The 955-nt window shown below is 30.3% G+C and carries 1 protein-coding gene; it reads right to left on the reverse strand.

Going from position 1 to position 955, the window contains the following annotated elements:
* Positions 1-188: 188 nt before the first annotated feature.
* Positions 189-955 (reverse strand): IS256 family transposase (locus J418_RS15825; protein ID WP_017896042.1); only part of this gene is annotated, 767 nt, incomplete at its 5' end.

The following is a 955-nucleotide window of genomic DNA, read 5'->3' on the forward strand; positions in this document are numbered from 1 at the left end:
GAGAATATAGATAGATTTGTGTAAAATAGATTATATTTAGTTTTATATAACTGGAAATTTTGATTTTCAGTTATATTTTTTTATATTTAGGTAATACTAATACTGGTTTAGTATTATGTTCTTATTATGTGTATAATTGGATTAATTATACACCAAAATAAGAAAAATATAAAAAATTTAACTAAATTTTAGAATATCTCTTCGCCTATCTTATCCTTGAACATGATAGTCAATTGAGCTAATGTTATTCCCCAATTTGGTACTGGAGAAATCCATTTTCTCATGACTTGCTCGGTTGCAAGGTAAAGAGATTTTCTGAGGGATTCATCAGTCGGAAAAACAGTTCTTATTTTTGTGAACTTTCTAAGCTGTCTGTTGAATCCCTCTAATGCATTTGTGGTATAGATAATTCTTCTGATTTCAGGTGAGTATTTAAAATATGTTGATAATTTATCCCAGTTATTGTACCATGAGTCAACTACTATACCATATTTGTGATTCCATTTATCTTTTACAGTATCCAGGCTATTAAGTGCATCTTCTTCATTGGGTGCTTTATATACACATTTTAAGTCTCTCATAAATTCTTTTTTATCTTTGGATGCTATATATTTAATCGAATTTCTTATTTGATGTATAATACAATTTTGAATACTAACATCTGGGAATACTGACTTTATAGCATCAGGAAGGCCTTTAAGTCCATCCATGCAGGCAATTAATATTTCCTTTACACCCCTGTTTTTTAAATCATTGCAGACAGACAACCAAAATTTAGCGCCTTCGGCTTCACCAATCCATATTCCTAAAATATCTTTATAGCCTTTCATATCAAGGGCCATACATATATAGGCAGCTTTTGTAACTATCTTATGTTCTTCTCTAACTTTAAAATGTACTGCATCCATGTATACAATAGGATATATCTCGTCGAGTGTTCTATTCTGCCATTGGG

The organism is Clostridium tyrobutyricum DSM 2637 = ATCC 25755 = JCM 11008 (assembly GCF_000359585.1).
GTDB lineage: Bacteria > Bacillota > Clostridia > Clostridiales > Clostridiaceae > Clostridium_B > Clostridium_B tyrobutyricum.